Annotated in this window: 28 protein-coding genes and 1 other RNA gene; 9 read left to right on the top strand and 20 right to left on the bottom strand. The window is 64.9% G+C overall.

Annotated elements, in window-relative coordinates; translation table 11 throughout:
* Positions 1 to 10 precede the first annotated feature (10 nt).
* The 11 genes from mnhG to prfB all read right to left on the bottom strand — a co-directional run bounded on the left by mnhG (position 11) and on the right by prfB (position 10,850).
* Positions 11 to 388 carry a monovalent cation/H(+) antiporter subunit G gene (gene mnhG, locus IFR14_RS08820; RefSeq protein WP_064296238.1) on the bottom strand — a complete coding sequence of 126 codons (378 nt, stop codon included), beginning with the start codon at positions 386 to 388 and terminating at the stop codon, positions 11 to 13.
* Entirely contained in the window at positions 385 to 648 is a 264-nt protein-coding gene (locus IFR14_RS08815) for a monovalent cation/H+ antiporter complex subunit F (RefSeq protein ID WP_064296237.1), read from the bottom strand. Before IFR14_RS08815 ends, mnhG begins: the two co-directional genes overlap by 4 nt.
* Complete coding sequence (locus tag IFR14_RS08810; RefSeq protein ID WP_137241918.1) at positions 648 to 1,217, bottom strand: Na+/H+ antiporter subunit E; 570 nt, start codon at positions 1,215 to 1,217, stop codon at positions 648 to 650. The genes IFR14_RS08815 and IFR14_RS08810 overlap by 1 nt, the downstream gene beginning before the upstream one ends.
* Positions 1,217 to 2,785 carry a Na+/H+ antiporter subunit D gene (locus IFR14_RS08805; RefSeq protein WP_079002188.1) on the bottom strand — a complete coding sequence of 523 codons (1,569 nt, stop codon included), beginning with the start codon at positions 2,783 to 2,785 and terminating at the stop codon, positions 1,217 to 1,219. Before IFR14_RS08805 ends, IFR14_RS08810 begins: the two co-directional genes overlap by 1 nt.
* A complete protein-coding gene (locus tag IFR14_RS08800; RefSeq protein WP_137241919.1) occupies positions 2,782 to 3,261 on the bottom strand; it encodes an NADH-quinone oxidoreductase subunit K in 480 nt (159 codons plus the stop codon). The genes IFR14_RS08805 and IFR14_RS08800 overlap by 4 nt, the downstream gene beginning before the upstream one ends.
* The gene (locus IFR14_RS08795) at positions 3,258 to 6,188 is read right to left on the bottom strand and encodes a Na+/H+ antiporter subunit A (RefSeq protein ID WP_191940834.1); all 2,931 of its coding nucleotides are present in this window, start codon (positions 6,186 to 6,188) and stop codon (positions 3,258 to 3,260) included. The genes IFR14_RS08800 and IFR14_RS08795 overlap by 4 nt, the downstream gene beginning before the upstream one ends.
* Positions 6,189 to 6,325: 137 nt before the next feature.
* Positions 6,326 to 6,694, bottom strand: a transfer-messenger RNA (tmRNA) gene (ssrA, locus tag IFR14_RS08790).
* A gap of 137 nt (positions 6,695 to 6,831) precedes the next feature.
* Positions 6,832 to 7,308 carry an SsrA-binding protein SmpB gene (smpB, locus tag IFR14_RS08785; RefSeq protein WP_056007115.1) on the bottom strand — a complete coding sequence of 159 codons (477 nt, stop codon included), beginning with the start codon at positions 7,306 to 7,308 and terminating at the stop codon, positions 6,832 to 6,834.
* Positions 7,309 to 7,419: 111 nt separating this feature from the next.
* A complete protein-coding gene (gene ftsX, locus IFR14_RS08780; protein WP_064296231.1) occupies positions 7,420 to 8,334 on the bottom strand; it encodes a permease-like cell division protein FtsX in 915 nt (304 codons plus the stop codon).
* Positions 8,331 to 9,641, bottom strand: coding sequence for a cell division ATP-binding protein FtsE (gene ftsE, locus IFR14_RS08775; RefSeq protein ID WP_191940833.1), 1,311 nt, complete (start codon positions 9,639 to 9,641; stop codon positions 8,331 to 8,333). The genes ftsX and ftsE overlap by 4 nt, the downstream gene beginning before the upstream one ends.
* 99 nt (positions 9,642 to 9,740) lie before the next feature.
* Positions 9,741 to 10,850, bottom strand: coding sequence for a peptide chain release factor 2 (gene prfB / locus IFR14_RS08770; RefSeq protein WP_079705593.1), 1,110 nt, complete (start codon positions 10,848 to 10,850; stop codon positions 9,741 to 9,743).
* 46 nt (positions 10,851 to 10,896) lie between these two features.
* Between prfB and IFR14_RS08765 the strand changes: the two genes are divergently transcribed.
* The gene (locus tag IFR14_RS08765; protein ID WP_079705592.1) at positions 10,897 to 12,165 is read left to right on the top strand and encodes an MFS transporter; all 1,269 of its coding nucleotides are present in this window, start codon (positions 10,897 to 10,899) and stop codon (positions 12,163 to 12,165) included.
* A gap of 36 nt (positions 12,166 to 12,201) precedes the next feature.
* On the opposite strand, the gene IFR14_RS08760 is transcribed toward IFR14_RS08765, so the two are convergent.
* From IFR14_RS08760 to IFR14_RS08745, 4 genes are read right to left on the bottom strand one after another with little or no spacing between them, the layout of a single operon-like run.
* On the bottom strand, positions 12,202 to 12,663 hold the full coding sequence (locus IFR14_RS08760) for a hypothetical protein (RefSeq protein WP_191940832.1): 462 nt from the start codon (positions 12,661 to 12,663) through the stop codon (positions 12,202 to 12,204).
* The gene (locus IFR14_RS08755; RefSeq protein ID WP_191940831.1) at positions 12,660 to 13,148 is read right to left on the bottom strand and encodes a TadE family protein; all 489 of its coding nucleotides are present in this window, start codon (positions 13,146 to 13,148) and stop codon (positions 12,660 to 12,662) included. Before IFR14_RS08755 ends, IFR14_RS08760 begins: the two co-directional genes overlap by 4 nt.
* Positions 13,123 to 13,548, bottom strand: coding sequence for a TadE/TadG family type IV pilus assembly protein (locus tag IFR14_RS08750; protein WP_342365668.1), 426 nt, complete (start codon positions 13,546 to 13,548; stop codon positions 13,123 to 13,125). Before IFR14_RS08750 ends, IFR14_RS08755 begins: the two co-directional genes overlap by 26 nt.
* A complete protein-coding gene (locus IFR14_RS08745) occupies positions 13,532 to 13,726 on the bottom strand; it encodes a hypothetical protein (RefSeq protein WP_191940830.1) in 195 nt (64 codons plus the stop codon). Before IFR14_RS08745 ends, IFR14_RS08750 begins: the two co-directional genes overlap by 17 nt.
* Before the next feature lie 120 nt (positions 13,727 to 13,846).
* Here IFR14_RS08745 and IFR14_RS08740 point away from each other — a divergent pair, with 120 nt between their 5' ends.
* The gene (locus tag IFR14_RS08740; RefSeq protein ID WP_191940829.1) at positions 13,847 to 15,286 is read left to right on the top strand and encodes a recombinase family protein; all 1,440 of its coding nucleotides are present in this window, start codon (positions 13,847 to 13,849) and stop codon (positions 15,284 to 15,286) included.
* Here IFR14_RS08740 and IFR14_RS08735 read toward each other — a convergent pair whose 3' ends face one another.
* Entirely contained in the window at positions 15,287 to 17,374 is a 2,088-nt protein-coding gene (locus IFR14_RS08735) for a P-loop NTPase fold protein (protein WP_191940828.1), read from the bottom strand.
* Positions 17,375 to 17,508: 134 nt separating this feature from the next.
* Between IFR14_RS08735 and IFR14_RS08730 the strand changes: the two genes are divergently transcribed.
* Positions 17,509 to 17,880: a hypothetical protein gene (locus tag IFR14_RS08730; protein WP_191940827.1), complete on the top strand. Its 372-nt coding sequence runs from the start codon at positions 17,509 to 17,511 to the stop codon at positions 17,878 to 17,880.
* A 27-nt stretch (positions 17,881 to 17,907) separates the two neighbouring features.
* On the opposite strand, the gene IFR14_RS08725 is transcribed toward IFR14_RS08730, so the two are convergent.
* The gene (locus tag IFR14_RS08725) at positions 17,908 to 18,609 is read right to left on the bottom strand and encodes a DUF2511 domain-containing protein (protein ID WP_191940826.1); all 702 of its coding nucleotides are present in this window, start codon (positions 18,607 to 18,609) and stop codon (positions 17,908 to 17,910) included.
* A gap of 279 nt (positions 18,610 to 18,888) precedes the next feature.
* On the opposite strand from IFR14_RS08725, the gene IFR14_RS08720 reads away from it, so the two are divergent.
* The 4 genes from IFR14_RS08720 (at position 18,889) to IFR14_RS08705 (ending at position 20,588) form a co-directional block, all read left to right on the top strand.
* Positions 18,889 to 19,392 (top strand): hypothetical protein, encoded by a 504-nt coding sequence (locus tag IFR14_RS08720; RefSeq protein ID WP_191940825.1) that lies wholly within the window; start codon positions 18,889 to 18,891, stop codon positions 19,390 to 19,392.
* A gap of 173 nt (positions 19,393 to 19,565) precedes the next feature.
* Entirely contained in the window at positions 19,566 to 19,706 is a 141-nt protein-coding gene (locus IFR14_RS08715) for a hypothetical protein (RefSeq protein ID WP_191940824.1), read from the top strand.
* Positions 19,699 to 19,914: an Lsr2 dimerization domain-containing protein gene (locus tag IFR14_RS08710; protein ID WP_191940823.1), complete on the top strand. Its 216-nt coding sequence runs from the start codon at positions 19,699 to 19,701 to the stop codon at positions 19,912 to 19,914. The genes IFR14_RS08715 and IFR14_RS08710 overlap by 8 nt, the downstream gene beginning before the upstream one ends.
* Before the next feature lie 2 nt (positions 19,915 to 19,916).
* Positions 19,917 to 20,588: a hypothetical protein gene (locus IFR14_RS08705; protein ID WP_191940822.1), complete on the top strand. Its 672-nt coding sequence runs from the start codon at positions 19,917 to 19,919 to the stop codon at positions 20,586 to 20,588.
* Between the two features lie 34 nt (positions 20,589 to 20,622).
* Here IFR14_RS08705 and IFR14_RS08700 read toward each other — a convergent pair whose 3' ends face one another.
* Positions 20,623 to 22,200 carry an FRG domain-containing protein gene (locus IFR14_RS08700; RefSeq protein ID WP_191940821.1) on the bottom strand — a complete coding sequence of 526 codons (1,578 nt, stop codon included), beginning with the start codon at positions 22,198 to 22,200 and terminating at the stop codon, positions 20,623 to 20,625.
* Between the two features lie 149 nt (positions 22,201 to 22,349).
* Positions 22,350 to 23,921, bottom strand: coding sequence for an SIR2 family protein (locus tag IFR14_RS08695; RefSeq protein WP_191940820.1), 1,572 nt, complete (start codon positions 23,919 to 23,921; stop codon positions 22,350 to 22,352).
* A gap of 252 nt (positions 23,922 to 24,173) precedes the next feature.
* Between IFR14_RS08695 and IFR14_RS08690 the strand changes: the two genes are divergently transcribed.
* Complete coding sequence (locus IFR14_RS08690) at positions 24,174 to 24,566, top strand: barstar family protein (protein ID WP_342365667.1); 393 nt, start codon at positions 24,174 to 24,176, stop codon at positions 24,564 to 24,566.
* 25 nt (positions 24,567 to 24,591) lie between these two features.
* Here the strand turns inward: IFR14_RS08690 and IFR14_RS08685 are convergent, their stop codons facing one another.
* Entirely contained in the window at positions 24,592 to 24,864 is a 273-nt protein-coding gene (locus IFR14_RS08685) for a DUF2277 domain-containing protein (protein WP_191940818.1), read from the bottom strand.
* Between the two features lie 107 nt (positions 24,865 to 24,971).
* Here IFR14_RS08685 and IFR14_RS08680 point away from each other — a divergent pair, with 107 nt between their 5' ends.
* A complete protein-coding gene (locus IFR14_RS08680; RefSeq protein WP_191940817.1) occupies positions 24,972 to 25,715 on the top strand; it encodes an NAD(P)H-hydrate epimerase in 744 nt (247 codons plus the stop codon).
* Positions 25,716 to 25,744 lie beyond the last annotated feature (29 nt).

Raw genomic sequence — 25,744 nt, 5'->3', positions numbered from 1 at the left:
CATTCTGCCGCTATTCGGGCGTGTGGCCGGGATGTCGTTCCTCGCCGAGTTCTTCGCGTCCCGCGAGCTCGTCGCGGACGAGGACGGCCTCGTCGAAGTTGCCGCTGCGGTAGGCCGCCCGGGCGACCATGTGCGCGGAGATCGGCGCGGTGAGGCTCTGGAACACGATGATCGCGATCGCGATGGTGATGGTCCCGACCGTCGGGCTCGAGACGGCGACGTCCGCCATGATCGCGATGAGCCCGAGGATCTGCGGCTTGGTCGCCGCGTGCAGGCGGGACAGCACATCTGGGAAGCGCAGCAGGCCGACGCCGGCGGCGAAGCACATGATCGCCCCGACGAGCACGAGGGCCCCGGTGACGATGTCGCGGATCAGCTCGCCGGTCATGCGTCGTCCTGCTTCGACATGAAGCGGGCGACGCTGACCGAGCCGACGATCGCGAACATCGCGAGCGCCAGGAGGACCGGCAGGCCGTCCGTGTGACGGTTGATCGCCATCTCGGCCCCGATCGCACACATGACGGTGGCGACGAGCACGTCGGAGGCGATCACGCGGTCGAGGAGGCTCGGCCCGCGGATGATCCGGTAGACCGCAGCAAGCGCCGCGGCACCGAACAGCACGGAGACGATGATGATCACGACGAGCATCACTGCCCCCTTCCGATCGAGACGTGGTCATGGTCGTGGCGGAGCGCGTCCGCCTCGGCGCGGGAACCGATCGCGAGGATGAGCCGTCGCTCCGTTCCGAGGACCTCGGCGACGACCGCGTCGATGTCGGCGTCGTCATGCACGTTGAGCGCGTGCAGGTAGAGCGTCGAGGCCGTGCGGTCGAGGTCGACCACGATCGAGCCTGGGACGATCGAGACCGCCTCGGCCGTCCAGCTCATGATGAGGTCGGAGGTCGTCCGCAGACGGACCGCGATCACCGCGTTACTGGACCGGAACCTCGGCTTGAGGACGAGCCACGCGATCTCCGCACTCGCCCGCACGATGTCGATGAGGAGCTTGCCCAGGAAGATCGCGGTCCGCCAGAGGTTGATGCGGCCGCTCAGCTCGACGGCCGGCAGGTAGAACAGGAACGACACCAGCAACGCGACCCCGAGGCCGGTCACGAGGGTGAGCAGGTCGAACATCCCCCAGAGGAGACACCAGAGCAGGATGAGTCCGGCCAGGAGGAGGGCCTGGCTGAACAGGGCGCGACGACGTGACGGTTGCATTACTTCAGGTGCTCCGTTCCGTCGGGGAAGACCGCGGTGATGTAGTTGTCCGGGTCCTCGATGTTCTCCGCCGCGCGCGTGGCCAGTCCGAAGAGCGGCCCCGCGAAGACCGTCAGGGCGAGCGTCAACGCGACCATGCCGGTCGTGGCGCCGATCATCGGGCGCGAGATGGTCTTGGTGTCGACCGAGCCCGAGTCCTCGGGGCTCTCCGCGAGCTGGTCGAGCAACGGCGAGGAATATCCGGCGACCTCGTCCTTCCCACGCCAGAAGCCCATGTTCCACACGCGCGCCAGGGCGTACAGCGTCAGGAGCGAGGTCGCGGCTCCGGCGGCGATGAGGATGTACGACAGCGGGTCGCCCAGGGCGACACCCGCCTGGAACAGCCCGATCTTGCCGAGGAAGCCCGAGAACGGCGGGATACCGCCGAGGTTCATCGCTCCGATGAAGAACAGCACACCGACGATCGGCGAGGCCTTCAGGATGCCGCCGAGCCGGGAGATGGAGGTCGTCCCGCCGATCCGCTCGACGAGACCGGTGGTGAGGAACAGCGTGGTCTGGACGACGATGTGGTGGACGATGTAGTAGATCGTCGCGGCGGTCCCGGCGACCCCGCCGACGGCGATCCCGAAGATCATGTAGCCGATGTGGCTCACGAGCGTGAACGACAACAAACGTTTGATGTCGGCCTGGGCGACCGCGCCGAAGATGCCGATGAGCAGGGTCAGGAAGGCGATGACCATCAAGGGTGTCGCCAGCGGCACGTCCTTGAAGATGAGCGTGTCGGTCCGGATGATCGCGTACACACCCACCTTCGTCAGCAGGCCCGCGAACACCGCCGTGACCGGCGCCGGCGCGGTCGGGTAGGAGTCGGGCAGCCAGAACGAGAGCGGGAACACCGCAGCCTTCACCGCGAACCCGAGCAGCAGTGCGGCGCAGAGGATCGCCTGCACCTCCATCGGCAGGTCGCGCACGCGGTCCGCCACGAGGGCGATCGTCACCGTGCCCGTCGCGCCGTAGATGAGGGCGATCGCGGCGACGAAGAGCAGCGACGACATGAGGCTGATGACGATGTACGTGACACCGGCGCGGATCCGCGCTCCCGTGCCGCCCAGGGTGAGGAGGACGTAACTGGAGGCGAGGAGCATCTCGAAGCCGACGTACATGTTGAAGAGGTCGCCCGCGACGAAGGCGTCGAACAGCCCGGCCGCCAGGACCAGGTACGTCGGGTGGAAGATCGACACCGGCGTCTCGCGGTCGCCGTCGACGATGCCCTGGCCGATGGCGAAGATGAGGACGCCCAGCAGCATCAGGGCGGCGACGAGCAGCATGATCGCCGACAGTCGGTCGACGACGAGCACGATCCCCCACGGCGGGGACCAGCCGCCCAGCTCGACGACGATCGTGCCGCTCTGGTCGACTGCCGCGAGCAGGATCGCACTGATCACGGTCACCGCGGTGAGCGCGATGACGCTGATCGCCACCTGCGTCTTGCGGCGGTTGCGGAACATGAGCGCGATCGCCGAGCCGATCAGCGGGATCATGACCACGAGCGGGACGAGTGCGTTCATTCGCCTGCCCCCTTCCTGGTCGTCTTGCGATCGTCGCCGTGCTCGTTGCTCTCGTCGAGGACCCGTTGGATGGCCTCGTCGTCCAGGTCGACCTGGTTGAAGACCGCCTCCGTCGCCGCCTCCGTGTCGTCGGCGTGCTCGTCGCTGAGGGTGTCGCCCTCGTCGCCGAGTTGTGCCAACCACCAGGTCCGGTAGATGAGCGCCAGGATGAAGGCGGTCACGCCGAAGTTGATGACGATGGCCGTGAGCATGAGCACCTGCGGCACCGGGTCGACCATGCGGTCGTCGGAGGCGGTGCCCGTGACGAGCGGTGCGGTGCCGCTCGGGCCGCTCATGATCAGGATGAGCAGGTTCGTCGCGTTGCCGACGAGCACGAACCCGATGAGGAACCTGGTGAGGCTCCGCTCGAGCATGACGTACACCCCGGTGCCGTACATGACGGCCATCAGGACGACGAGGGTCAGAGAGGCGCTCATCGTTCGGCCTCACTCGCCGAGAACTCGTCCGTACTCTGCTCGTCGATGTCGGCTTCCTCCTGTTGACGGTCGACTTCGGCCCCGAGACTGCGCAGGATGTCGAGCGCCAGTCCGACGACGACGAGGTAGACGCCGATGTCGAAGATGCTGGACGTGCCGAACGACAGGTGTCCGAGGATCGGGACGTCGGCCGAGAAGTACGCGGACTGGAGCGCCTCGCCGCCGAAGAACAGGGAACCGACGGCCGTCCCCACCGCGAGCAGCAGCCCGACGCCGAGCACCTTGCCCGCGTCGATCGGCACGGCTTCGCCGAGCTCGTAACGTCCGCCGGCGAGATACCGCATCACGAGCGCGAGGCCGGCGAGCAGACCACCGGCGAAGCCGCCGCCCGGCTCGTTGTGGCCGACGAAGAGCAGGAAGACGGAGACGACGATCGCCGGGTGGAAGAGGAGCCGCACGAGGACCTCGAGGAGGATCGAACGGTTCGCCTCGGCGATCGCCCGGCCACCGATGAGCCATGAGTGCCGCCCCACCGCATCGCGAGGCGCCTCCATCTCGCTGTCCGCGAGGTGGGGGTCGGACACGACCTGGGATCGGAGGCCCGGGATACGTCGGCGCCGCGCACCGCTGAGGCGCGGGACCTCGGCGCCCCGCTGTGAGACGAAGAGCAGGCTCGCGATACCGGTGGCCACCACGACGAGCACGGAGATCTCCCCCATGGTGTCCCAGGCTCGGATGTCGACGAGCATCACGTTGACGATGTTCTTGCCGTGGCCCTCCTCGACGGCGAGCCGGGGCAGCTCGGTCGCGATGCTCTCGGCCTGTCGCGCGCCCAGGGCGATGACCCCGATGAGCCCCATGACCAGGCCGGTCAGCGTCCCGATGACGACCCGACGGACGCGGTGGACCGGGGCGTTGCGCTGGGCGATCTTGGCCGGGAGTCGGCGGAGCACGAGAACGAACACCACGATCGTGATCGTCTCGACGAGGGCCTGGGTCAGCGCGAGGTCGGGAGCGCCGTGCAGGGCGAACAGCGCGACGAGCCCGAAACCGGTGACGCCGACGAGCAGCACGGCGGCCATGCGCTGCTTCGCCCGGGCGGCCGCGATCGCCGCGGTCGCCATGATGAAGGCGATGGCCACCTGGGCGGGATAGTCCCACAGCCGGATCTCGCTCGGCCAGGCACGCCCGAGGAGGGCGATCGTGCCGAGGGTCAGGACGAAGACCACGAGGATGGTGGACAGGTACTGGACGAGCCCGCCGCGCTGGGCGAACAGGGTGACCTTCGCGGAGAGCCGGTCGATGCCCTGGGTCGCCGCCCAGTAGCCCTTCGAGGAGTCGATGAGGGGTGGCAGGCGGTCCTGCAGACGCGCGACCGGGAGCCTCCAGCGGAAGAGCAGCAGACCGAGCAGCACCACGACGGCCGAGATGCCGAGCGCCGGCTCGAGGCCGTGCCAGAGCGCGAGGTGGTAGTCGCCCTCCCCCACGGAGTCCGCGTACGGCGCGAGCACCGTGTCGATGGGCTTCGTCGCGAAGCCGAGAGCGATGGTCGCGACGGCGAGGATGCCCGGCGCGATCATGATTGTTCCGGATTCGGCATGCAGTTCGGTCGGCGCGGCGCCGCGTCGGTCTCCGAAGGCGCCCCAGAGGAACCGGGCGCTGTACGCGACGGTCAACACGGACCCGACGGCAGTGCCGATGATCGCGACCCAACCCCACACGTCGCCCTCGAGCGCGCCCTCCAGCAGTGAGGTGAAGACGGCCTCCTTCGCGACGAACCCGAAGAGCGGTGGGATACCGGCCATCGACGCGACCGCGATCGCCGCGATGACGGCGAGCACCGGCGTCTGACGCCCGAGACCGGAGAGGTGCCGCCAGTCACGCGTCCCAGCACGGTGGTCGATGATGCCGACGACGAGGAAGAGTGCCGCCTTGTAGATGGCGTGGGCGAGCAGGAGCGCGACGGCGGCCAGGGCCGAATCACGGGTGCCGTACCCCGAGATGACCATGAGGAACCCGAGTTGGCTCACCGTCCCGTAGGCCAGGACCAGCTTGAGGTCGTACTGACGCAGCGACCGCCAGGCCCCGGCGACCATGGTGAGGACGCCCAGACCGACGAGCATCGCGTCCCAACCCGGGGTGTCGGCGTAACCGGGAGCGAGTCTCGCGACGAGGTAGATCCCGGCCTTCACCATCGCCGCAGCGTGCAGGTATGCGCTCACGGGCGTCGGTGCGGCCATCGCGGCCGGCAGCCAGAAGTGGAACGGCACGAGCGCCGACTTCGAGATCGCGCCGACGAGGATGAGGAGGATGGCGACGGTGGTCGCGGGGCCGGTCAGACCCTGCTCGACGATCGAGGCGAGCGAAGTGCTCTGCGCCTGCACGGAGATCATGATCACGCCCACGAGCATGACGAGCCCGCCGAAGGTCGTCACCAGGAGCGCCTGGAGTGCGGCACCGCGGCTCTCCTTGCGATCGGTGTAGTGCCCGATCAGCAGGTAGGAGAGGACACTCGTGATCTCCCAGAACATGAACATGACGATGATGTCGTCGGCGGTCACGAGGCCGAACATCGTGCCGGCGAAAGCGAAGAGGAGTGCGGCGAAACGACCGAGGCCTGGCTCGGTCGAGGAGAAGTAGCGGCCGCAGTAGAGCAGCACGAGGGCGCCGACGCCGGTGACGACGAGGGACAGCAGCCAGGCGAGGGTGTCCATCCGGAACGAGAGCGCGATGCTCAGTTGCGGGATCCACTCGATCGTCTCGACGACCGTGCCGCCGGACGTGACCGTACCGGTCTGGAAGAGCGTCCAGACGAATGCCGCCGCGGGCATACACGCGATGACGTAGAAGACCTTCGTCGACAGCACTCGAGTGAGTGTGGGCGTGGCGACGGCGATCGCAGCAAAAACAAGCAGGATTGTCGCCATGCAGGTCTCCCGGGTGGTGGCGGCCTCTGGACTCCCAGGTTAGCAGCCCGTCGGTACCCCTCCGACCCCCGGAACGACGACAGGCCCCCGCCGAAGCGAGGGCCTGTCGTCGACTCGGCAGCGTGTGACAACGTCCGGAGTGGAGATGGGGGGAATTGAACCCCCGTCCACTGCTGTGATTCTGCGCCTTCTACGGGCGTATCCCTTAATACGTTCTACTCGGCCCCGACCATTGACAAGGGCATCTTGGTCGACGGGCCCAGCCGAAGAAAAGTCCCGGATGACGTCGCGGCTCCGTCATCCAGCAAGTCCCCTAGATGACGCCAGGATCCGAGACGGGGACACGCTCGGTCTGACGGACTATCGGGCTCGCTTAAGCAGCGAGGGCGAAGTCAGTGCGCTTAGAGTTGGCACTTGTTGTTTTGCAGAGATCGTTAACGAGATAACCCTGCATCCTCGACCCGCTTCTCGCAGTTTCGCAGGCAATGTCGAAACCGATCATCCCCATGGACTCAGCGCCTCGGAGAACGAGGCGAAGAGGGTCGTTGTCACACGCTGTCGAGTTGTCAATCCACCGCGAACGGTGAACGAGCACCTTGCGGTGCAGCTTTCAAGTCTACCGCGCCTGAGGGGCACCTGTCACCTATTCGCCAAGCCGGTTCCTGGTGGCCATCGCACGCGCGGCCTCACGGGTGTCCTGCTTCTCGCGGAGGGCATGCCGCTTGTCGTATTCCTTCTTACCCTTCGCCACGGCGATCTCCACCTTGGCCTTGCCGTCCTTGAAGTAGATCTTCAACGGCACGAGGGTGAAGCCACCCGGGGCGATCTTGTGGGCGATCTTGTCGATCTGCTCGCGGTGCAGCAGCAGCTTGCGCTTGCGCCGTGGCGGGTGGTTCGTCCACGTGCCCTGACCGTACTCGGGGATGTGCACCGCGTCGAGCCACGCCTCACGGCGGTCGATGAAGGCGTACCCGTCGACGAGCGACGCCCGCCCGGCTCGCAGCGACTTCACCTCAGTACCCGTCAAGACCATGCCGGCCTCATAGGTGTCCTCGATCGTGTAGTCGTGGCGGGCCTTGCGGTTCGTGGCCACGACGTTCTCGCCCCGTTCCCTCGGCACGGTGTACTCCTGACGTTCTGGTTCGGATCCATCGGAACGGACCGGCCGCGATCGCGGCAGCCTGTCAGTCTAACGCAGAGCGAGCGGTGCGGCGGCCGCACTGCCTCCCCGTTAGACCTTGAGGTACCGCGAGATCGCGAAGTTGGCCGAGATCGCCGCCAACAGCACGCCGACGAGCAGCAGGATCGGGAGGACCACGAAGGCATCACCGAGATCGACGAAGTTGACGTACCGCATGCGGTCCGCCAGGTATCCCTGGACGAACACCTGGACGATGGTGATCACCGCCCCGGCCGCGAGGATGGAGCCGATGAGCGCGGCGAACACACCCTCGAGGATGAACGGTGTCTGGATGAACCGGTTCGATGCACCGACCAATCGCATGATGCCGAGTTCCCGGCGTCTCGAGTACGCCGACAATCGGATGGTCGTCGCGATCAGCAGGGCTGCGGCGACCAGCATGAGTGCCGCGATCCCGATCGCCGTGTAACTGGCGATGTTCAGGACCGAGAAGATCTGGTCGAGGTACTGGCGTTGATCCGTCACCTGCTCAACGCCCGCGACGCCGGAGAACGCCTCGACGAGCACGTCGGACTGCGAGGCGTCCTTCATGTTCACCCAGAAGGTCTCGGGCAGCTGGTCCGCCGTGACGAACTGTGCGATGTCGTTGCCCTTGAACTGCTCTTGGAAGTTCGTGAACGCCTGCGCCTGGTCCTCGAAGTAGAACTTGTCCACGAAGGGCGCAAGGGTCGACGACTCCAGAGCGCTCTGGACGGCGGCGCGCTGCTCCTCGGTCGCGGCGCCGGCGGCGCAGGTGTCGCCCGCACTGTCGGCGGTGCAGAGGTAGATCGCGACCTGTGCGCGGTCGTACCAGTAGTTCTTCATCTGCCCGATCTGCATCTGCAGCAGGACGGCCGTACCGACGAAGGTGAGCGAGATGAACGTCACGAGCACGACGGAGACGACCATCGAGACGTTGCGACGCAGGCCGTTCCAGACCTCGGACCAGATCAGTGCGAGTCTCACTTGGTCGGCCCCACGTTCTGCTCTCCGTCTTCAGTGCCGCGCGCCGCGGCACGCAGGCCGAGTCGCTCGGCGAGCGACAGGTGTTCGACCTCGATCGGGTCGATCTCGTTGCGTGCCGGGAGCCCGATGGGGCCCGTGGCGTTGCTCAGGCGTTGCGGAGGCGCGACCTCCGGGACCGCAGCCGCCGGCGGCACGGCGGGCTCCGCTTCCGGCGTCGTCGGCTCGGCCTCGGGCGCTTCCGGTGTCGACTCCTCGGCTCGCGTCGCCGGGGTCTCAGGCTCGGCGACGGGCGCTGCGGCCGGTTCCTGGATCGGCGTCGAGCCGGACACCCGGGTGACGACCTCGTCGGTGTCGGCCTGTGGTGTGGTCTCGCGCGAGACCGCGACGGGCGTGGTCGGGGCGGCCGGAGCGGTCGGCGGGGTTGCGGTGGCGGCGACCGCGGCTGCGGCCACGGCACTCGTCGTGGGCTCGGAGCTGGCAGCGACGGATGAGGTCGTGGTCGTCACCGGAACCGACGAGGTCTCGACGGCGGGTGCGACCGGGGTCGAGGGCGTTGCGGGGGTCGTCTGCGCCGACGGGGCGGCAGCCTTGGAGGATCCTCTGACGAGACCCGGTATGGCCGCGGTCGTGCCGTATCCGCCGTGACGTTCGTCGCGGACGATCTGACCGTCCTGCAGCTCGATCACCCGGCGCTGCATCTGGTCGACGAAGCCGGCCTCGTGCGTGGCCATGACGACCGTCGTCCCACCGGCGTTGATGCGCTCCAGCAACTGCATGATGCCGGCGCTGGTGGCGGGGTCGAGGTTACCGGTCGGTTCGTCGGCGAGCAGGATCTGCGGCTTGTTGACGATCGCCCGGGCGATGGCGACGCGCTGCTGCTCACCACCGGACAGCTCGTGCGGCAGGCGCTGCGCCTTGCCGTCGAGTCCGACCATCTTGAGGACGTCGGGGACGGCCTCCTGGACGAAGCCGCGCGACTTGCCGATCACCTGGAGGGTGAAGGCGACGTTCTGGTAGACCGTCTTGCTCGGGAGCAGTCGGAAGTCCTGGAACACGACCCCGAGGCTGCGCCGGAAGTACGGCACCTTGCGGTTCGAGATGGAACCGAGGTCGTGGCCGAGCACATGGATCTTGCCCTTGCTCGGCTTGTCCTCCTTGAGCATCAGGCGGAGGCAGCTCGACTTCCCCGACCCCGAGGCACCGACGAGGAAGATGAACTCTCCCCGCAGGATCTCGAAATCGACGTCGTTGAGCGCGGGACGCGAGGTTCCCGGATACTTCTTGGAGATGTGATCAAACCGAATCATGGCTCCTTGAGCTTAAGGAGCGACCTGCCGATTACGGGCAGGACACGCCCGCGATCCGTACCCTGTACGAGGGCTGGGCGAACACTATGTCGCGCTGCGCTACTCCGGCTTCGACATCGACCGCCAGCGGATGCCCGCGGCGATGAACCCGTCGAGATCGCCGTCGAACACCGCTGCGGGGTTCCCCTGCTCGTGCTCCGTCCGCAGGTCCTTGACCATCTGGTACGGCGCGAGCACGTAGGAGCGCATCTGGTCGCCCCAGCTCGCCGTGATGGTGCCGGCCAGCTCCTTCTTCGTCGCGGCCTCCTGCTCCTTCTGGATGAGGAGGAGTCGCGACTGGAGCACGCGCATGGCCGCGGCACGGTTCTGGATCTGGCTCTTCTCGTTCTGCATCGAGACGACCGTGCCGGTCGGCAGGTGGGTGATGCGAACGGCGGAGTCGGTCGTGTTGACCGACTGGCCGCCAGGGCCGCTGGACCGGAAGACGTCGACACGGATGTCCGACTCGGGGATCTCGACGATCTCCGTCTCCTCCATGAGCGGGATGACCTCGACGGCGGCGAAGCTCGTCTGACGCTTGCCGGCGGCACCGAAGGGGCTCATGCGCACCAGGCGGTGCGTGCCCGCCTCGACGCTCAACGTGCCGAAGGCGTACGGTGCGTCGACCTCGAAGGTGGCCGACTTGATGCCGGCCTCCTCCGCGTAGCTCGTGTCCATGACGGTGACCGGGTACTTGTGCTGCTCGGCCCACCGCAGGTACATGCGGAACAGCATGTCGGCGAAGTCGGCGGCGTCCACACCGCCGGCACCGGCGCGGATGGTGACGACGGCGGGGCGCGGGTCGTACTCGCCGCTCAGCAGCGTCTGCACCTCGAGGTCGCCGAGCACCTTCTGCAGGCTGATGAGCTCCTGGCGGGCCTCTTCGGCCGACTCCTCGTCCTGGGCGTCGGTCGCGAGTTCGATGAGCACCTCGAGGTCGTCGAGCCGGTTCGCGATGCTGGTGATGCGGGCGAGCTCGGACTGCCGGTGGCTGAGGGCGCTCGTCACCTTCTGCGCGTTCGTCGTGTCGTCCCAGAGATCCTGGGCACCCGCCTGCTCGCTCAGCGTCGCGATCTCGGCTTCGAGACGGTCGACGTCGACGACGGTGCGGATGTCGTCGAAGGTCGAGCGGAGGGTACTGATCTGTGTGGAGAGGTCCAAGTCAAACATTTGGCTTCAGCCTACCGCGCAGGGCCGCGGGCGTACGATCGAGGGGATGACTTCCGACGAACGCCCGTTCCAGCTGCGCTCCGTGGCCGTCTCGGTCTTCCTCCCCACGCTGTTGTTCTCTATCGGTGAAGGCGCCATCATCCCGATCATCCCGGCCGTCGCCGGGAACCTGGGGGCGACGCTCGCCGTCGCAGGCGTCATCTCCTCACTCATCATGCTCGGCGAACTCGTCGGCGACGTCCCGTCAGGGTGGATCGTCAGTCGGATCGGCGAACGCTTCGCGATGATGTGGGCGGCGCTGCTCGCGGTCGTCGGGGTCGCGACGGCGGCCATCTCCCCCAATCCGTTCGTCCTTGCCGTGGGCATCTTCTGTATCGGGCTCGCGACCGCCGTGTTCGGTCTGGCACGGCACGCGTTCATGACGACGTACGTGCCGATGCGGTACCGGGCGAGGGCGCTCTCCTCCCTCGGCGGTGTCTTCCGCGCCGGCACGTTCATCGGACCGTTCCTGGCCGCAGGCGTCATCCACCTCACCGGGACGTCGCAGGCGGCGTTCTGGGTGATGGTCATCTGCTGCGCTGGGTCTGCGATCACCCTGCTCGTCCTCCCCGACCCGGCGGAGATGTTCGGTCGACCGCCGTCGACGCGCACCGCCGACGGCGAGGAGCGGACCGAGGGAGAAGAGCTCGCGTCCGAGGAGTCGAGTGGCCTCATCGCTTCGATCCGAGCCCACGGCGCGGTCCTCACCAGGATGGGGACGACCGCCGCACTCGTCGGCGCCCTGCGCTCGTGTCGGGCGGTCCTGCTCCCCCTGTGGGCCGTCAGCATCGGCGTCTCGGAGACGGACACGGCGCTCATCATCGGCGTCGTCGGCGCGGTGGAGTTCGCCCTCTTCTACGCCAGCGGTCAGGTCATGGACCGCTGGGGGCGGATCTGGACCGCCGTCCCCTCGATGATCGGGCTGGGCTCCGGGTTCATCGTCCTGGCCTTCACGCACGACCTCGACGAGGCGCGGGTCTGGTTCATCGCCGTCGCGCTCGTGCTGGCACTGTCCAACGGCCTCGGTAGCGGCATCCTCATGACCCTCGGCTCCGACCTCGCGCCACCGGACCGACCCGCGCCGTTCCTCGGCGCCTATCGCTTCCTGGGCGACGCGGGCACCGCCGCAGCTCCCCTGGCGATGTCCGGGATCACCGCGGCTGCGTCGATCTCCCTCGCCGCCGGCACCATCGGCGGTGTCGGGCTCATCGGAGCGTTCCTCCTCTTCCGGTTCATACCCCGCTTCATCGACCGCGGCACGCGCCCGTTCCCCTGATCGTCGGGGGGGGGGGGGGGGGGGGGCCGTCCGCCGTCACCAGAAGACACTGCGCGCACTCGCGGTCGCCTCGATCCGGAGGCCCTGCGGGACGAACAGCGTCAGCATTGGTGGCCGCCAATCCGACGCCAGCGAGACCTCCGCACTCCGGCCGTCTGGGGTCCGCGCCGCGACGATCTCGACGCCGGTGAGCGCACCCGCACCGCCGGTGATGAGGTCGTCGCGTGCACTCGAACGGACCGAGTCGTCATCGAGGACAGGTCGGAAGGTCCCGTCGGGCTGGATCGTGACGTCATCGATGGAGAAGGACTCCGCGGCGGTCGCGGCCAGGCGGTCGGCGAGGTTGAGGAGCCGCTTGTGCTCCACGTACAGGGATGTGGCAGCGCTCCCGACGAGGACCACGGCGAGCGCCACCACGGCGAATCCGATGGTCAGGAGCATGGTCGAGCCGCCCTCCTCGCCGACGTCCAGATGTCGTCGTCCGCCCGGCTCCCTCATTCCGCCTCGCCGAACCGATCATCGAACCGGGAGATCGGTGCTGTGGCGGCGCCGGTGACGGGGACCGCGGCCTGCACGCCAAGAATCTCGGGCATCAGCGGCAGGACGACGAGGATGTCGACGGTGACCGTGACGGCACCGCCGCGCTGCCCGCACGGGAGGCCGGCTGGCGCGCAGTCGAGCGTGACGGACGACTGGGACCGGTCGAGCCCGAAGTCGTCGAGCGCGAGTGCGAGCGAGTCCTCGACGCGGTCGCGACCCGTGGCGTCGTCCTCGGCCCGCGCGTAGAGCTTCGCCGCCTGCGCCGCGGCCCCGCCGGCCGCGAGCACTGCCGCCTGCACCTCGGCGAGCGCGACGATGAGATAGACGATCGGCACGAGGAGGACCAGACCGACGGTGATGAACTCGAGGGAGGCCGATCCGTCGTCGTCCAGCGCGGTCGGTCGGTGACGCAGCTCATCACTCGAGTGTCTCGAGGACCGCATGACCCTCCACCTCCAAGACGCCGGGCAGTCCGATCAAGCCCACGACCGGAAGCGGTGCGCGGACGGTCACGGTGACGACGCTTGCTCCGCGATGATCGGCCAGCGTGGCGCCGACGTCACCCGTGTAGCCCTCCCCCACGGCGACGGCGATGAGCTGGCGTGCACGGTCGGCGCCGTCGAGCATTTCGGTGTCGGCCAGCGCGCCGAACCGGGCACCCTCCGCCGCCGCGTCGATGAGCGTGTTCCGGACGTGCAAGGCGAGCGCGAGCTGGACCACGGACATCATCAGGACGGTGAGGATCGCTCCGACGAACACGAACTCGGCGACGGCTGATCCGTCCTCGCCGCGCAGGAGTCGCGTCCGCCATCCGCCGATCTCGGGCTCAGATGCCGGAGACACGGTCGATGGCCTGTTCGAACACCTGCGTGAGCGCCGGGCCGGCGACACCCCAGATGAGGAGGACGAGCCCGGCCGTCATGAGCGTGATGAGGACCCAGCCGGGGACGTCGCCGCGCTCCTCGGTGAAGAGGGAACGACTCCGGCGAAACGCGCGGTCGAGGAAGGAGGGGGAGGACATGTGGAACCTTTCGTCAGAAGCCGGTCCGGAGCACGAAGACTCCGGGGAAGACGGCGATGATGATGGACAGGGGCAGGATGAGGAAGACGAGGGGTACGAGCAGTCGAATAGGATGCTTTTATGAAGGCCGGTATCTACGCGCGCATCTCTCAGGATTCGGAGGGCGAAGGCCAGGGCGTGCGGCGTCAGATCGAGGACTGCGAGGTGCGAGCGCAGCAGCTGGACTGGTCGATAGTCGATCGCTACGTCGACAACGACATCTCAGCCACACGAAGCCGATCTCGACCCGAGTATCAGAGGCTGATGGCCGATCTCCGTAGCGGCCGGATCGAGGGCCTGATTGTGTGGGCCATTGATCGACTCACCCGCACCCCTCGAGAACTCGAGGACATCATCGACCTGGCCGAGCGCCGGGGTTTGAAGCTCGTGAACCTCCGTGGCGACATTGACCTGGCAAGCTCGCAGGGACGAGGCATGGCGCGGATGCTCGGCACATTCGCGCGCATGGAAACCGAGGCCATGAGCGCTCGTCTCCGACGGAAGTATGAAGACAAAGCCCGGAAAGGTGAACCTCACGGGTACCCTCCCTACGGCTTCGAACGCCGCTTCGTGTCGCAGGATGATGCTCGTCGACCAGGGGCCGTCAAGCTAGATTTCGTCGTCCCGGAGCAGGCCGACGTGATCCGTGAGGCAGCTGCCCGAGCGCTCGCCAGGGAATCGCTGCGGTCGATCGCCGGCGATCTGAATCGTCGGGCGATAGCCAGCCCGAAGGGCGGTCAATGGAGCTCGACCATCCTGAAGCAGATTCTTGTTAGGCCAGCGAATGCCGGGTTGCGGGTCCACCGAGGACAGGTGATCGGGAAGTCCGCGTCGGAAGCGATCTACTCCCCCGACCTGCACGACCAGCTCTGCAGTTTGCTCAAGGATCCCTCGCGGAAATCGAACCACGTCGGGCCGAGCCCGAAGTATCTGCTCAGCGGACTAGCCAGGTGCGGTCTATGTGACGGCACCCTGCGGCGCCAGGTAGGCCGGGCTGTGAAACCCACCCGGCCTGACGGTGCCACGCGACAGGCCCCTTCCTACGCATGCAGCAACTGTTTTCGGCTTCGCTGTGCTCAGGAGCCACTTGACGACCTGATCTCATCGCTAGTGGTCCGGAGGCTTTCTCAGAGCGATGCAAGAGAGACGTTCGTGACCAGGGACTCAGCCGCTGCAAGTTCTGCGAGCGACGAGATCGCACGATTGCAGCTGAGGCTCGATGCTCTCAGCGAGATGTACGCCGATGACGCAATTAACCCTGAGACGTTTCGGAACAGCGCAGCGAAGCTGGAACGGCGCTTGGAAGTAGCCAAAGCCCGGCTCAGCGCCAGTGCACCGAGCGATTCAGTTCTCAATCTGGTCACGGCGCGCAGCGTTCGCGAGGAGTGGGACGGCCTCCTTGTTTCAGCTCGTCGCGAAGTCCTTCAGGCGCTCATGGAAGTGGTCGTCCTGCCGGCCGGTTCTGGCAAACGTTTCAGCCCCGATCGGGTACAGGTTCGCTGGCGTACTGCGACACGCTAGTCAAGTCCCTGATGTCGACCGACTCTCACTCGCTGCCGACGCATTGGCCTGTGCCTCAAGTTTGGCGCGAAGAGACTTCAACTGCCGAAGAACGAAATGGCGCCGTTCACGAGGGGTCAGGGTCGGTGTGTCACGGTCAACGATCTCGTATTCGGGTTCCTCGCCAAGGTCTACTCCTTCCAGCTCGGGCCCGTAAGTCACGAAGCTGTCACCGACCGCAAAATTGAAGAGTGCTGATTGGAAGAGAAGATCGTACTCGACAGTCATGCCGTAGGACGCGCTTGAGGCGACGTAGGCCTCGGCAACGTCGAGAACGTCTTCGACGCTCCCCACCTTGCCGGTCAGAAAGCCCCGCTCCGCGCCCTCGGCGGATGCCATGGAGATCAAGTGGGTAGCGTCAGGCAGCTCCGGTAGGGCCCGGATCTCATCAAGGGGCCGGTCTCTGATCATCTCCAACCAACCGGTGACAAGCTCTCCGTACCGCGACCCCACCTCAGGTGGATCCACGATCCGCTTCCTCACGGCCCACATCGCAGCCCCCACGAGATCGGCGTAGTCGAAGCGCTCTAACAGAGCTTCCAGCGACGGAACACCGGCCGTGAGAGCTAGATGTAGCTCGCGAGTCAGCAAGACGTCGGAGCCCGAGAGACTGAGATGGTTGTCAGCTTCGCTCACCTTCCTCTTGAGTTCCTGCGCGAGATCCAGGAGCGAAGTCGAGGTGGAATCCGCTTTCGCCCGATGATCGTTCATGATGTTCAAGGCCAACGATGAACGCTCAAAGTCCCGACCCACCACGATTGCCTTGAGTTCGTCGACTGCATCATCATCATCTTGCTCCTCGCTAAGGCGGTCGAGGATCCGTTCCGTCAGCGCCTCGCTGACGTCCACTTCGTCGAGCCCAATCTGGAAGTATCGATCAAAGTATCTGCTGTGGCGCATTCGCCATCGCCGATTGCCAGACATGGCCAACTCTATAGACGGCGGTTCGAAGAGGAACCGGACTACGGGCTCGACGGCAAGCAATGCCTCCGACCCGACCGCCTCCCTTACGAGCGCCATCGCCGAGAGCTGCTCGGGAGCGTCGTCTTGGCTGCTCCACTCTTGGAACGTCCTCGGGTGCAGACGTATCGCGTCCCAAACCGCATGGTGATTGATTCGCAGCCACGTCAGTGCGGTGAAGTCGAGCGGATCCACCTCCGCGACTGCTATCAGGCTGGACAATCCGACCATCTGCTCACGCAGCCTGCTCGCTGCGCGGGGCGTCTCCAACCCGTCTGCCAGAATCTTCACGAGGTGGTCTCGATGTTCAGAATGTTCGTCAGCCGACGCCACCGAATCTAGGACGCTTCTGCTCCACTTCCGGCGCACGACCATCGACACTGGTGGTACCTCGAACGGGTATTGCACGATCTTCTCCATGAACTCGGAGCTCGCCCCATGCACTCCCGTGCTCTCAAGCATCCGCGCGATCGTCGACTCGTCGTAAGCCATGAGGTAGTGCACGTTCTCGAATCTGCCAAGCAGGCGCACGACGCGCAGGAGGGCTCGAAGCTCGGTCCCATCTAGTCGATCGACGTCATCGATGATCACTATGACGCGCTTGTCCTGCTTGGCGATCTCCGCGCTGAGCTCCGCGAAGGCCGCATGCCACGCAGGTTGACTCGCTAAGGCAGCGATAGCCTCGTCCGCCACAGCCTTTACCGCTTCACCAGCTACTGGGATCAACTTGAGCACGGGCGAACCGAATCGAGCGTACTGGGCAAGTCGCTGACGTATCGGCTTGCTCTCAGGAAATGCTCCAGACAGCGTGGAAACAAACTCCTCAGTGAGCGCTGCTACGTCAGCCACTGACCACGGCGCAAACCATACGGGCGTCCAACCAGGAAGGTTATCCACAACTGAGGTGAGCAGAGTTGTCTTCCCGCTCCCCCACGGTCCAACCATCCCGAACACCGTCGAGCTCTGGCCGACTTCACACCCGTCAATACGGCGGGCTATGGCCTCGGCGAACTCAGCTCTACCCCGAAGATCGGCTTGTGGCAAGGGTTGGTCACTCCAGGTTCCCCCGGCGGGTAGATCTGCACTCATAGCTCACCTAAACACATGCGAAATCGGTAAACAACCTGTTCGAGCTGGGAGCGCCGGTCGACCAATGGCTAAGCTTGCTACGACACGGCGTACGATCGGCCGGGACATCAATACGGGGGCCGAGGGGTTAACTTATGGTTACTGGAGTCACTTCAAGCGGCGAGTTCGTAATCAATGAGGCACGGCTCGAGGACTTCAAGAAGGATGTCTTGTGGTACATCGACCGGGCCGCCGGCGGCACAGGCTTTTCCATCGAGGCCAACCCATTCGTGACCGTGTTCCTTGTCCCCGATGTCGAGGTGCTGAACGACACCCAGACGGCGGTAGGGACGACTGAGGCCGGGGACTTCCACCTGAATGAGGCAGGTCTCGACGACGTAGTGCAGAACATCGACGAGTACCTGCGCAGGACGACGAGAAACGAAGGATTCTACTTCGAGCACAGACGGCGCACGGCACACCTCGTTCCGAAGGTCGACTACGGGGACGAGCCCTCGGAAGCCTAGCCTGCGATCCAAGCGAATCGCAGTGAACTAGCAGAGCGCGAGACCTGACCTGATTACTGGCGAGATGTCAACTTTCAGTCCGGCGGTATCAGGATCATCTGCCCAGATCGGAAAGATCTCTGGTAGCTCGGTATGGTCGCGAGCGGTGCCGTTTACGGCGTACTCAGTGCCATCCGGCGACTCGACCGTGACGATTTGCAGGACTCGTCCCGCCGCGGTCTTCTCCTTGCATTTGACGATCGCGTAGGGCACAGTCAGGGGCCACTCCGCGCCGAAGTCCGTGCTAACGAGCAGGCCCGGATCATTCTTGAGTTCGGCGGGGACCTCGACGACCGGATCCGTTGTTTCGGCAGTAGGCGCATAGTCGGCGCACAGACCATCCTGCGGCTCGCCGAGCTCCTCCTCCGGGAAGGTGACGACGACATAGCCGGCCGCACTCCCGGAGTCCGTGGAGTTACCGGGACCCCACGTCCGGTCGACGCAGATCTCACTTTCATCGACAACGAGGCCCACGAACGTCATTCCCTCCCAGATCGGAGCATCGGGTAGCGCCTCCTCAACTAGCCGCACGGAGCGCGCTAGGCGCTCGTCGTCAGTCAGATTTCCAGTCTCCACCGATGGAAGAGGTTCGGGGCTCTCGTCCGTCGAAGACGCTGAGGAACAGCCCGAGAGGAGGACGGCGACGATGACCGCGCTCAGGAGAGGGGCATGCGACCGGGTTGTGGGCATGCTGAAACTGTAGCGAAACACGGCTGTCGTGACCGCTGCAACATGGACAGGCCCCTGAACCAACATCCGACAAAGACTCGCGGATTCTGCCGATGAGGAAGACTTGGTCGCGCATAGTAAAGCGACCGCAAGACCTGAGAAGCTCCAGTCGAGCGATCGCACTTACATTCTTTCGCTCGGGTCTGGACAACGACCGTACGATGCCAGCTATCATTCAGTCAACGTTTGTCCACCGGGGGGGTTAATTTGGCTTGGGTATCTGTCGAGTCCGCACGCGATTTGGAATCTCGCCTGGGATTCGATCTTGCTATAAGTTCGAGTCAATTCGACGATCTCTTGGCGCTGGTTGCCGAGGTCGAGGCAACGGACGAATTCATCGAACCGCGGCTGGTGTACCCCACACCACCTCCAGGCGTGTTCGCATACCTGGCGCCACGTACGCAGTACTTTTTCAATTTTGCGAAATGCAAATCTCTGTGGGGCGACGCCGTGGTGGCTGCCGCGCTCCACTTGACGACGTCCAACGGCTTTGCAGCCTTCGCGGCCCTCACTATCCGTAGGCTAGTCGCAAGTTTCGAGCGGCTCACGGAGGACGAAGCGGAACTCGCTCACGAAATCATCCGCCAGTCCAGAGGGCGCGCGTATGACCGCGGCGCGGCGGAAAGCGACCTCGTAGCATCGTGGCGAGAGGCAACGGTCGACGTTCACGGCCTGATCGCTGCTCTGATGGCGAAGGACGTTGTTGTGCGCACGCAAGCAGGACGCTTAGCACTCGTATTCTGATCCGGCGCTCATGCGTCATCCCAGAATCACGCGTCTTGGCGGATGTGTTCTCCCAAAGCAGTCGGGGCCTGCGTAGCTCAGCGGTGCGCCCGCTGAAGTCCGTGGATCGTAAGCTCGACGTAGTTAGATCGATCGCCCGTTCTCAGGGCTAGAGTAGCCGACTACGAACTGGGATGAGTGCACTCGACCACGCCGCCCTGGTGGTCGAATTGGAGCGACTGGGCTATGAGCGCCGCCGCGAGGATTACCTTGCCGGGTTCCTGGTCGAGCAGTACGTAGATCGGCCCGAAATGGAAGGCAAGAACCTTGAGTAAGCGCACCGTCATCACTACTGTCGACGACCTAGACGGTACCGTCCTCGAGCCGGGAGGCGGCGAAACGGTCCGGTTCGCAATAGATGGCCGCCGCTACGAGATCGATCTGACCGCAGAGAACGCGGCCGCACTGCGAGATATGTTGCGGCCATTCACTGAAGCTGGCCGCCGCGTGCGTGTCAAAGCGCGCCGCCGCGGTAGGAAATAGTCGTGGGACTCGAGGTGCTCAGCACAGACCTTGGCGCGCCAGATCAGTACCTCGGGCCGTCGGTCTGGGACATCGTCACTGACGCAGGCATCCCTAGCCTCGCGCTGCTCGTCTCAGCTGGCATTGCCATCTGGCTAGCGCGGTCTGAAAGCAAACGGGCCGAGAAGGCTCGCGTCGAAGAACAGACGGTTGCGGCCCAGGAGCGGCTGATTGAACAGGAGGCCGCAGCTCAGATGCGCGAAACCGAGCGACGCACTGCGCGCGAAGACAGAGAGTCCGAGCGTCGGGATCGTCACCTGGAGGAATTGCTAGAGATCTACGGCTTCTTCGTAGCCGCGAATCCTCAGACCGAGTCATGGCTACCGATCATGCGACGTCTTCGCGCCAAGCTCGTCATCCTGCAGACGATACCCTCTGCTCTCGCTCTGGCGGACTGGCTTGTTGCCGAAAGCAAGAGGGGAACAGATGCGATGGCGTATGCGATGGAGAACCCTTACCTCGACACACCGGAGGACCCCGAGTACATGAAGTGGCAGGGCCCCATGGCCCAATGGGCCCAGGACATGATGAACAGCATCGCGTCGTGGATGAGAGGGACAGTGACAGACGCCGATATCCGGGAAACGCTTCGGCGGCGCCAAGAAACACAAGATGGAGCGGCACCAGCCGGATGAATCGCACGGGTGTCCGCCAATAGCCGTTCACGGCTCACACCTGAATGCCAAGCGGGCCTTTCAGGAACTCCACCAGTCCGCCCCGATCCGGGTACACGGTCGAAAATCGCAACCCCTTACCGGCCAGGTATCGTCGGATAGCGGGCTTTGCTCTGGCCGTGATGCGAAGCGAGAACAGCGGAACCAGGTGGGCTTCGTTCGGCTTAGTTATCACGTCATGCCGCGAGGGGAAGCCTACGATTGACGTAGCTCGGGTTATCTCTCCCACCCGCCACTCATGCCCCATGGCTGCTGAGATGACCTCCGCGACCGTTGGCGTGACTAGGGGGCCCGCTTCAAGCAGGAATCCGGCTCGCTGAGCTCGCATGCGGTCGCTGAGCGCTGGCGGGAACCATGACCAGGTTCTGGACCCAGTGCCCCATCCGACGCGTGCGCGCTGGTCCTCAGATGCCCAAGCGTGCCAGAATGGCGCCTTCTCATCAGCCGGCAGGTCCTCGTCGGCGTCGGCAAGCTTGCGGGCGGACGTCCGCGCAACGCGTCCCCACGCGATAACCCGGCCGTCCACATCATCAAGATCCGGGTCCGCTTCGACGGCGAACCAGGCAGCCATCTCGGGGTCCATGGTCGCGTCGAGAAGTCGCGTCGGAGCGCCCTGATGTTGCAGATGTGCGAAAAACTTCAGCGCCGCGACGGGATCCTCTCCCCATGTCCGCGCGTGATCCAAGGCAAGCGCCTCGGCTGACACCAACCTGTCCTCGGAGACAGGGCCTCGCTTTTCTAGTTTCCGGTAGAGGGAGCTGTGGGTCTGCCAGCTCACGTCCTGCTGACCTCGCCACACCAATTGGTGCTTGTGGTGCTTCTCGAGGATCGTGGCGAGCGCCTTGATCAAGGACCTCTCGTCGTCGATCTCCACCGAGTGCGCGTCAAAGAAAGCCTCCGCTGAGCGATCGCCTCGAACAGTTGCCTCATGCGGGTTGGAACGCGAGGCAAGCTGATCTTGCGAGTAAAGTGACGGCACCGACACCGATTGTTCTAGAGCGCGAACGGTCCAACCGAAACGCTCCCAGTAGCCGTCGGAGAAGACGCCCTGCGAAGCCGTCCTCAACGCAGCCTGCAGTCCAGCAAAGGTGTCCGTCGGAATGGTTACCTTTGCGGATGCTGCCAACGCCGCTTGTATTCCGGCCAGTGACTCGGTCGGAATGTTGACCTTGGCAGAAGCTGCCATGGCAGACCGAAGTCCCTCTAGCGCTTCGGTCGGTACGGCTATCTTCGCGGCGGCGTCATGCAAGCCTTTCAAAGCCGTGAACGGAATCTCCGGCCGGACTGCAGCGGCGGCGGCGGCCACTGTCTCCATACTCGACTTCAGCTGACCGTAGTATTCAGCAGGAACCGGTGACGACGTCCGAATCGCTTGGCCAATACCAGCAAGAGATTCGCCGTCAAGTTGGAAAGCCGTCTGTGATCCCAGCAGGCGCGCGGGCGACACCCCGTGATTGACGTCGCTTGTGAGAGGAGCAGTTTCGCTACCGTGCCCGGCATCGTGGTCGTCCGAAGGCGGTTCGGGGTCCTCGGGAGATTCGGTGCCGTTCTTGTCCGCGCTAGTGCTGTTCACGTCTTGACGTTAGTGGACGGCTCCGTTCTCCGCTCGACTTCGTAGCCTGACCGGCCGCAGCTGGTGCACCGGGCATAGAGTCCCAGACGGTGGCGACGCCGTTAGCGTTCGTCTCACGATCCCATGATTTCTAGGGGGCACACGACGGCTCACCGCTCCCTCAAAGACCCGAACGCGACTGCGTCGTAGATGCAGACAGCCTTCGCCCACAGCGTCGTCGGCTTACCTTCCGGCGTCTCTTCGTAGTTCCCACGCAGGTAGCCGCGAAGATGCTCATCGTCAACCTTCTGAAGGTCAATGACTTGCAGCACCTGGAGGCTGGTTTGGCGATCCTGGTCCATGGTCAGCGCTTCGAATGTCTCATAGCGCTCGGCGAGCAGACGATATTTCCGTGGGAAGTTTGATGGGCGTAGGTACGCCACTGCGGACTGAACCCGGCTCATCACCCGCTCGTGCAAACCATCCGAGTCGCCGACCGCGCCCAGTGAGCCCAAACGTCCTGCACCAGCCAGATAGTAGTAGACCGAGCAGTTTGTCGTTCCTGACAGATGCTGCGGCAAAACCTCGCGGGCAACCGTTTCCATCGCTTCCCGGTTTCCCGCGAGATTATGTTCCAGGGTTTCAAACATGACGTGCTTCCGGTCCCAGCCCACGAGACCTTCCAGAGCCAACTTTTGCCGTACGCCTACACCGATCACGATTTCAACCTGAGAGGGATCGACATCGTCGTCAATATCGCGAACCAGCAGCGTACCCTTCGACTCGCTCGTCGAAACAAGTTCGTATACCTGTTCCTTCACGCGTCGCAGGACACTGGCCGGGAGGCGAGGCTTGAGTCGACGAAGCGCTCGAAACACTCCCTCGAAGCTACTAACCGGGACGGAAATGATCGGGATCGCATTCCCATTCACGGAATGGAACGTGTGAATCAATTCACCCGCCTGGGGCTCACTCGACCACTGCACGAAAATCAAGCGGTTCTGCAGTTTACTCAAATTATCCGCCGTCAACACCTCGGCGATATTCAAGAGAATCTCCTGGATATTTGGATCAGACAACGAGTATCCCAGGAACACGATAGGATGCTCGACAAATATTGTCAGGAGCTTCGCCGCAAGGTACTTGTTCCGTTGGTTGAACCGCAAAAAATCTTCTGTCGTCAGAATTATACTTTCGGGCAGCTTTGCACTGCCGTGAATCTTGAAGATTTCCCCAACGCCGTAGGAGTTATTGAATAGCAACTCATCCTGGCCTGCGTATACGGTGAACGTCGGGAAGAGCTTCTCCAGCAAAGTGTCATAGTTGGTTGTAATAACCCCCTCCACTATTGCATCCTTGAGCAACTCCAGCTCTTCGGCTAGAGGACCCGATTGGGGTACACTATCGACGGCCTGAGCCAGGTACTTCGCTACCTCGATTTTCAGCGGCGATTGTCCTGTCTCTGGATCAGGAAATTTGTTCCTACTCGCTACATAGTCGTCCGATTCCCACCATGTGGAATTAAAGCGAGCAGCTATGGCGGACGCCATCCGGCCCGTGTCACGGCTTGCATCCGCGCGATACCTCTCGAACGGGTAATCAGTCTTCTCTGCAAACCTTCGCAAAAGGCCCATCCAGTCGTCCGTGGCGAGATACCTTCGCGAGAGCCCGCTCCCCACGAATAGAAATGGCGCAGTCTCGAACTTCGCGAGATGCGCGTAGAGGTCATTTTCTACCGTCATGGAACGCATCTTTGCACACCTGCGCGACGAAGCCTGACATCACGGGCCCGTCTGACGAGACGGGCATCTCGTAACTCAAGAGTTTGAAGACGTCTCGTGACCGCAATTGAATGCGCGCCCGAGAGCCCTCAACCTTGTCCTGCAACTGTGTCCCGCCTACGAAGCCCAAGTGGTCGACAAGTGCGACGTTCGCCGGGGAACGGTGCCCAGCACACCATGAAGCTCCCGCAGGTCACACTAGGCTCGGGGACCGTGCCGACCACCTTCCGCATCGACGGATCCCGCATCCACGACATCGCCTCGTTCTACGAGGTGATGAACGACCTCCTGATGCAGGACGAGAACTGGGACCTCGGCCCGAGCCTCGACGCCCTCGACGACGTCCTCTACGGCGGGATCGGCGCGCTCCGCGAAATCGACGACGTGCACTTCGTCTGGACGGAGCATGACGCCAGCCGCACCGCACTCGGCATCACGGCCACCCGCGCGTGGTTGCAGGAGAAGCTCGAACGGGGCGCACCGTTCGACACGGCGCGGATCACCACGCAGCTCGACGACCTGGACGCCGGCCGAGGCAAGACCTACTTCGACCTCCTCCTCGAGGTCTTCGCCGGCCACCCGGACATCCGACTCGAGCTCGCCTGACCAGGTCCCGAACCGACGGTCGCGCTCAAGCCGTCGCGAACCGCCTCGCCGAACGCTCCTTCGCCTTCTGCGCCTCGACCTCGCGGTCCTTCGGCGGGGCGGTCGTCACGAGGTCCTCGAGCAGGTGGCGGGTGATGTGGGCGATCTCCGCGACCGCCCGGTCGAAGGCCTCAGCGTTCGCCTGGGACGGCTTCGTCGACCCGCTGACCTTCCGCACGTACTGGAGCGCCGCGGCCCCGACCTCGTCGTCGGTCGCCGCCGGCTCGAAATTGTGAAGGGTGTGGATGTTCCGGCACATGCAGGCATGGTAGCCCCGGCGCACGCCAGGATCCAGAGGTGATTCCGGAGCTGGTGCCGCGCCGCAACCGCTTGCGGCGGTCGACCCGAGCCGGAAGAGTGGGCGCCATGATCAACGGCTACACCGCAGACCAGGTCCGAGCGGCAGAGGCACCACTCTTGGACGCAGGGGAACCGCTCATGGCGCGAGCCGCCCACGGCCTCGCCGAGGAACTGCGGGCGGTGCTCGCCGATCGCGCGGCGGGCGTCGAGGGCGAGGCACCCGAGGTTTGGAAGATCCTGCTGCTCGTCGGCTCAGGCGACAACGGCGGTGACGCCCTCTTCGCGGCGGCGGAGCTCGCCGGCACGACCGGTCCGGACGACGTCCCGCTCGACCTCGTCGTGGCGAGGACCGGTGACCACGCCCACGAGGCGGGCTACGCCGCAGCGGTCGAGGCCGGCGTCCGCTTCCTCATGAACTCCCCCGCCGAACCGGACGACACCGCCGACGAAGCCAAAGGCGCCGCGATCGTCGTCGATGCCGTCTTCGGCATCGGCGCAAGCCGGAACCCCACCCTGCGCGGTGCGCCGAAGGCGATCGTCGAGGCGGTCCTCCCGGTCGTGCAGAACTCCGGCGGACCGACGGTGGTCGCCGTGGACGTCCCGAGCGGCATCGACCCCGACGAGGGAAGCGTCCCCGAGGGTGCCGTCCTGCCGGCGGAGGTCACGGTCACCTTCGGCGCGGTGAAGGCGGGGCTCCTCATCCCGCCCGGCTCGGCCTACGCCGGCGACGTCCGCCTCATCGACATCGGTCTCGGACCGCAGCTGGCCGACGTCACGCCGTTCACGACGCTCGACCAGGCGGACGCCTGACGAGCAGCCACGCACGGTCCACCGCCTGG

It is taken from the genome of Plantibacter sp. CFBP 8775 (genome assembly GCF_014839505.1).
GTDB lineage: Bacteria > Actinomycetota > Actinomycetes > Actinomycetales > Microbacteriaceae > Plantibacter > Plantibacter auratus.
Note: the sequence above shows the minus strand (reverse complement) of the source record. Positions and strands in the feature narration are given on the sequence as shown.